The following is a 6,256-nucleotide window of genomic DNA, read 5'->3' on the forward strand; positions in this document are numbered from 1 at the left end:
AGCGCGCCGCCGCCCGCGAGCAGCAGTTGCCAGCCGGCCGACGAGGCGAAGGCGGCGAGGACGAACACCCCCTGTTCCAGGAGGCCGGCGGCCTCACCGGCACTGCTGCCCAGCACCAGCGCCGCGAAGTACACGACGGTGGTGGGGTTCAGCATCGTGATGCCGAGCAGGGCCAGGTACGCGCGGCCGGGGCTCACCGGCGTCCCGTCGGAACGGGCGGCGAGCCGCTGTTCGCGGTACTGGCGGAGCGCGGTGACTCCGCCTCGTACGGCGAGCGCGACGAGGACGAGTCCCGAGGCCCAGCGCAGCGGGACCAGTACGGGCTGGAGGGCGGTGGCGAGTGCGGACCCGCCGAGCGCGGCCACCAGGGCGTAGAGCCCGCCGGCCGTCGCCACGCCGAGCGCGGCGCACACGCCGATCCGCAGGGACGTACGGGCGGTGAGGGAGACGAGGTAGGTCGCGACCGCTCCGACGGGGATGGCGATGCCATAGCCCGCGAGAAGCCCCGCGACGAGCGCGGCGGTCACGACCGCGGAAGTGAGAGCCTCCGCGGTCGGCCGGACTGCTGCTGGACCCGCACCGGACGAGCGGTGGCGAAGGTCGGCGGCAGCAGGGCTTCGGTCGTGGTCATGGGCAGATGGTGGCGTCGGGGCAGTCGCCGGGGCAACTCATTTCTCGCGTACGGGAACGCGTCACCTACCGGGGTCGGGCGGGGCTGCGGCACACGCGAGGCGTGCCGCAGCCCGTGCGCCGCCGGGGCCTGGCGGACCGAGAAGCGGACCGTCCAGAAGCGGACCGGCTAGAACGGGAAGTGCGCCTGCTGCGTCGCCAGCGTCACCCAGCGCGTGTTGCTGAACGCCTCGATGCCCCAGCGCCCGCCGAACCGGCCGTATCCGCTGGACTTGAACCCGCCGAAGGGGGCGTTCGGCTCGTCGGCGACGGACTGGTCGTTGATGTGCACGATGCCGGTACGGATCCGGCGGGCGACCTTCAGCCCGTGGGTGCCGTTCTCGGTGATGATCCCGCAGGTAAGCCCATGTTCCGTGGCGTTGGCGAACGCGATCGCCTCGTCGTCCGTGCCGAAGGTGCTGATCACGGCGAGCGGGCCGAACGCCTCCCCGTGGTACAGGTCGGCGTCCTCGGGCAGGTCGGTCAGCACGGTCGCCGGATGCACGGCGCCCTCGGGGGCGGCGCCGCCGGTCAGCACGGTGGCGCCCTTGGCGACGGCGCCCTCGACGAGAGCGGCGACCCGGCGGGCGGCGCCCGTCGTGACGAGCGGGCCGACGACGGTGTGCGGATCGGCCGGGTCACCGGACGCGAGCGACTCGGTCTTCGCGGTGAACTTGGCCGTGAACTCCTCGGCGAGGCTCTCGTGGACGAGGATCCGGTCGGCGGACATGCAGATCTGCCCGGAGTTCATGAAGACCGAGAAGACGGCGGCGTCGACCGCGTAGTCGACATCGGCGTCGTCGAGCACGATCACGGAGTTCTTGCCGCCGAGTTCCAGGACCGCGGGCTTCAGATGCCGGGCCGCGTGCACGCCGATGATCCGGCCGACGCCCGTGGAACCGGTGAAGTTCACGGCCCGTACGCGCTCGTCGGCGATCAGGGCCTCGGCGACGGCGGCCGCGTCCTCGGGAGCGTTCGTGATCACGTTCAGGACGCCGTCGGGCAGGCCCGCGTCGCGCAGGACGTCCGCGACGAACAGCCCGCAGGCGATCGGCGCGTCCTCGCTCGGCTTCATCACCACGGTGTTGCCCGCGGCGAGCGGCGCGGCGACCGCCCGGACGCCCAGGATGACCGGGGCGTTCCACGGCGAGAAGGCGGCCACGACACCCACCGGTTCACGGACCGCGAGCCCCAGTGCGCCCTCCTCCTGCGCGCTCAGCACCTCCCCGCGCGGCGCGGTCACCGCGGCGGCCGCCTCGCGGAGGATGTTCGCGGCAAGACCGACGTTGAACATGGCCCAGGGCCGGGTCCCGCCGACCTCGCCCGCCATGATCCGTACGGCCTCGTCGGTGCGGGCCTCCAGCAGGTCGGCCGCGGTGAGGAAGATCTTCCGCCGCTGGGCCGGCCCGAGCGCGGCCCAGTCGGCGAAGGCCGCGTGGGCGGCGTCCACGGCCCGGGTGACGTCCTCGATGCCGGCCGCGGCGACCGTGGCGTACAGCTGTGAGCTGTAGGGATTCACGTCCTTGGCGGTGCGGCCGGAGGTCGCGGGCAGGTCCTTGCCGCCGATCAGCAGGTCACGATGGAGGGTCATGCGCGGCTCTTCCCGTCGTGCGAGGCGCTGCGCCGTGCTCCGAGCGGGAGCTGCGGCGCGTTCGCCTGGTGAATAATTCTCCGTTGAATCTTCAAATGGAGTCTGCAACTCGACGGGACGGCAGTCAATGGCCGACGGTCCCGCCGTGTCCCTCCATCAGCATCCGAGCCGCCCGCCCGGCCTGCTCGGCGGGTTTCGAGCCGCTCTGCTCGATCCCGGCGGTGACCATGGCCCCCTCCGCCAGCAGGTAGACCTGTTCGGCCAGGTCCTGGGGCAGCCCGGCGTCGCGCACGAGACCGGTCAGGTAGTCCTTGAAAGCCTGCTTGTGGGCGCGGACCTGGGCGGTGACCCGCTCCGACGTCGCGCCGAGCTCCCCGTACGAGTTGATCCAGGCGCAGCCCCGGAAGTCGGGCTCGCGGAACCACTCGCCGAGCCAGTCGAAGACCGCGATGATGCGCCGCCCGGGATCCTCGTGTCCGGCCACGTGGTCGGCCAGCCGCTGCCGCCAGCGGATGTCGCGGCGCTCCAGGTAGGCCACGACCAGCTGCTCCTTTGCGGGAAACAGCTGGTAGAGCCGCTTGAGGGAGACCCCCGACGCGCCGCGGATGTCGTCCATGCCGACGGTCTGTATGCCCCGCCCGTAGAAGAGGGTTTCCGCCGCGTCCAGTGCCTGTTCCCTGGCGATCGCGCTGTCCATGTACCGGCCCGCTCCTTGGCGTCTTGACGAGAGAACCAACGTTCTCTACGTTAGCAGCCAGGCCGGAGAACGCACGTTCTCCCGCTCGTCGCACCGCCATTGAGCTGCGTCGCCTTCGAGTTGCACCGCCATCGAGAGGAAGCCGTCATGACCGACCGCCCGCCCCTGCCGCCCTTCACCCGTGAGACCGCGGCCCAGAAGGTCCAGGCGGCCGAGGACGCCTGGAACACCCGCGATCCCCACAAGGTCTCGCTCGCGTACTCGCAGGACTCGGTCTGGCGCAACCGCGAGACCTTCGTCACCGGCCGCGCCCAGATCGTGGACATGCTCACCGACAAGTGGGGTCGCGAGCAGGAGTACGCCCTGCGCAAGGACCTCTGGGCCTTCGACGGAAACCGCATCGCCGTCCGTTTCCAGTACGAGTGCCGTGACGCCGACGGTCAGTGGTGGCGCTCCTTCGGCAACGAGCTGTGGGAGTTCGACGAGCACGGCCTGATGACCCGGCGCGAGGCCAGCATCAACGACGTACCGATCGAGGAGAAGGAACGCCGGATCCACGGCCCGCGTCCGGACGCGGAGCGAGGGGATTCCTTCCCCGTCCGGTAGCGGGCCGCAAGACGCCAGGGCCGCGAGGCGGCCGGGGTCGCGAGGCGCCGGGGCCGCGAGGCGGCGTTCAGTAGGGTTCCCGGGTGACTGAACAGGCCCGGAAGCCCTTCCTCTACGTCGTCGTCTGCGCCGCCGGAGTCGCCGAGGGGGTCGAGGAGTTGATCACCCTGGCGCAGGAGCGGAACTGGGAGGTCGGGGTCTTCGCGACCCCGATCGCGACCGGCTTCTTCGACACCGCGGCGGTCGAGTCGCGGACCGGCAGGCCGATCCGGTCCGCCTGGCGCGCCCCCGGCGACCCGCGCCCGTTCCCCGACCCGGACGCCGTCACCGTGGCGCCCGCGACCTTCAACACCATCAACAAATGGGCGGCCGGGATCTCCGACACCCTCGCCCTCGGCACACTCTGCGAGGCGTACGGGATGGGGGTGCCGATCTCCGTACTGCCCTGTGTGAGCGAGGCGTTGACGGCCCACCCCGCGTATCAGGACAGCCTGAAAAGGCTGCGCGGGATGGGCGTCCGGTTCGGCGAGCACGCCTTCGGCGGCCCGGCGGGCCGGGAGTTCCGCTGGGAACAGGCCCTGGACCTCCTGGAGCGGTGACCCGGTACGGGCCGGGCGTCAGTGCCCCAGCTCCTCCCGCAACTCAGGCTGGAGCAACTCCCGATGAGCCCGTACGAGGTCGTCGCACAGGTCCCAGATCCGCTCCACCGGAAGGGCCGCCGCCGTCGCGGGGTCGGCCATCGCGGCATGGCGGATGTGCCGCGGATCGCCGTCCGTGGCCGCGCGGACGACCAGGTCGGTGACGGAGACGTACGCGCTGTTGAGCGCCGCGCACTGCGGGGGCAGTGCCCCGACACGGGTCGGTTGGACTCCCAACGCATCGACCAGGCAAGGAACTTCGACCACGGAGTCGGCGGGCAGGTTGTCGATGAGCCCGCGGTTCGGGACGTTCCCGTAGATCGTGCGCGGGGTCCCCGTGACGACGCTGTGGATGACCTGGGGCGCGTACTCCATCGTGCCCTCGACGGGCAGCGGAGCGTCCGCTAGCAGAGCCTGGCGGGTGCGCTCGTAGTCGGCGGTGTTCTCCTCGATGATCCCCAGGTACGCGCCCACCGGCAGCCGGAGGCGTTCGATCTCGGTGTCGTGGTGCAGATACCAGGGGACGTACTCGGCGGAGTGCTCGCTCGTCTCGGTGGGGTAGTGGCCCAGCCTGCGGTACATGTCGACCCGTACACGGCGCAGGAGCCCCGGATCCTTGGCGATCGCGGCGTCGAGGAGCGGGTGGAGGTCGCGGCCGTCGCGCTCGAAACGCAGCACCCAGGCCTGGTGGTTCACGCCGGCGGCCAGATAGGAGACCTCCTCGAAGGGGACACCCACCAGCTGCGAGAGGTCGTGCATCGTCCAGTACACCGAGTGGCACAGACCGGTCGTGCGCAGGGCCGGTGCGATCCGCGACAGGTACAGGACGTTCATCGCCATCGGGTTGGTGTAGTTCAACAGCAGGGCGTCCGGGCAGAGTTCGGCCATGTCCTCGGCGAGGCCGCGCAGCACCGGGAAGGTGCGCAGGGCGCGGAAGATGCCGCCGATGCCGAGCGTGTCACCGATGGTCTGGCGCACTCCGTAGCGGGCCGGGACGCCGAAGTCCGTGCGGGTGGCCTCGTTCATGCCGACCTGGACGGTGTTGACGACGAAGTCGGCGCCTTCGAGGACGGCGCGCCGGTCGAGGTGCGCGGTGATCGTCGGTTTGGCGCCTCGCTCGTCCGTGATGTGGCGGGCGGCTCCCTCCGCCGTGGCCAGCCGTTCCTCGTCGATGTCGTGCAGGGCGATCCGGGCGTGGCCCAGTTCGGGGAAGGCGAACAGATCGGCCAGGAGCCCCTGCGTGAACACCACGCTGCCGGCTCCCACGAAGGCGATCTTTACCTCGGTCATGTGCGGCTCTCCAGGTCGGTGTGGGCGCAGGCCTCGTGCCACGTCGGCTGCGCAGCCGTACCGCCGTGGCCGCGGGTCGAGAGCGAACCGCAGACGGCGGCCAGCGCAAGGGACGAGCGCAGGTCCAGCCCGCGCACGGTCGCCGCGACGAAACCGGCGTCGAAGCTGTCGCCGGCACCCACGGTGTCGACCGGCTCCACCGGCACGGCCGGTACGCGCCGGACCCGTTCCCCGTCGTGGGCGAGGGCGCCCTCGGAGCCGTCCTTGACGACGACCAGCGGGCCGATCCCCGCCAACGCAGCTGCTGCCGCGTCCAGTTGGGTCTCGCCGGTGAGCGCCCGGGCCTCGGCGGCGTTCGGCAGCAGGATGTCAGTGAACTCCAGTACGGGGTCGAGCAGTTCGCGGTCCCACTTGTCGTCGGGATCGTCGTTGGTGTCGAGCGAGGTACTCGCCCCGTGGGATCTGGCTTGGGCGAACACGGCTGCCAGGGACCGGGCCAGACGGGGCATCAGGAAGAAGGACGCCGCGTGCACGTGCCGCGCGTCAGCCAGCAGTGCCTCGGGCACGTCCTGCGCGCACGTCGCCGTCAGACAGCCTGGCGAGGTGAGAATGGCCCGGTCGCCGTCCTTGTCGTTGAGCACCACCGTCAGGGGTGTGGGCAGGTGAGGGTCGATGGTGAGATGAGTGGTGTCGACGCCGTGGTCGGTGAGCTCTCCGCGGACGAACGCGCCCGCGGGATCGTCCCCCACGCGCCCGGCGAAGGCC

At 71.2% G+C, this 6,256-nt stretch carries 7 protein-coding genes; 2 read left to right on the forward strand and 5 right to left on the reverse strand.

The window, feature by feature from the left end:
- The 3 genes from O3Q52_RS46995 to O3Q52_RS47005 all read right to left on the reverse strand — a co-directional run.
- Positions 1 to 527, reverse strand: a 527-nt coding sequence (locus tag O3Q52_RS46995) for a LysE family transporter (protein ID WP_269654598.1), incomplete at its 3' end; no start/stop codon positions are given.
- Between the two features lie 272 nt (positions 528 to 799).
- Entirely contained in the window at positions 800 to 2,260 is a 1,461-nt protein-coding gene (locus O3Q52_RS47000) for an aldehyde dehydrogenase family protein (RefSeq protein ID WP_269654599.1), read from the reverse strand.
- Positions 2,261 to 2,384: 124 nt separating this feature from the next.
- The gene (locus O3Q52_RS47005) at positions 2,385 to 2,957 is read right to left on the reverse strand and encodes a TetR/AcrR family transcriptional regulator (RefSeq protein ID WP_269654600.1); all 573 of its coding nucleotides are present in this window, start codon (positions 2,955 to 2,957) and stop codon (positions 2,385 to 2,387) included.
- A 147-nt stretch (positions 2,958 to 3,104) separates the two neighbouring features.
- Between O3Q52_RS47005 and O3Q52_RS47010 the strand changes: the two genes are divergently transcribed.
- Together O3Q52_RS47010 and O3Q52_RS47015 are read left to right on the forward strand one after the other, a co-directional pair.
- Positions 3,105 to 3,563, forward strand: coding sequence for a nuclear transport factor 2 family protein (locus O3Q52_RS47010; RefSeq protein WP_269654601.1), 459 nt, complete (start codon positions 3,105 to 3,107; stop codon positions 3,561 to 3,563).
- Positions 3,564 to 3,646: 83 nt separating this feature from the next.
- Positions 3,647 to 4,162, forward strand: a complete 516-nt coding sequence (locus tag O3Q52_RS47015; protein ID WP_269654602.1) for a flavoprotein — start codon at positions 3,647 to 3,649, stop codon at positions 4,160 to 4,162.
- Between the two features lie 18 nt (positions 4,163 to 4,180).
- On the opposite strand, the gene O3Q52_RS47020 is transcribed toward O3Q52_RS47015, so the two are convergent.
- The gene (locus tag O3Q52_RS47020; RefSeq protein ID WP_269654603.1) at positions 4,181 to 5,491 is read right to left on the reverse strand and encodes an alpha-glucosidase/alpha-galactosidase; all 1,311 of its coding nucleotides are present in this window, start codon (positions 5,489 to 5,491) and stop codon (positions 4,181 to 4,183) included.
- Positions 5,488 to 6,256: carbohydrate kinase family protein (locus tag O3Q52_RS47025; protein WP_269654604.1), on the reverse strand; the 769-nt coding region annotated here is incomplete at its 5' end. The genes O3Q52_RS47025 and O3Q52_RS47020, both read right to left, overlap by 4 nt.

Origin of the sequence: Streptomyces sp. ActVer (assembly GCF_027270795.1) — a bacterium.
GTDB classification, from domain to species: Bacteria; Actinomycetota; Actinomycetes; order Streptomycetales; family Streptomycetaceae; genus Streptomyces; species Streptomyces umbrinus_A.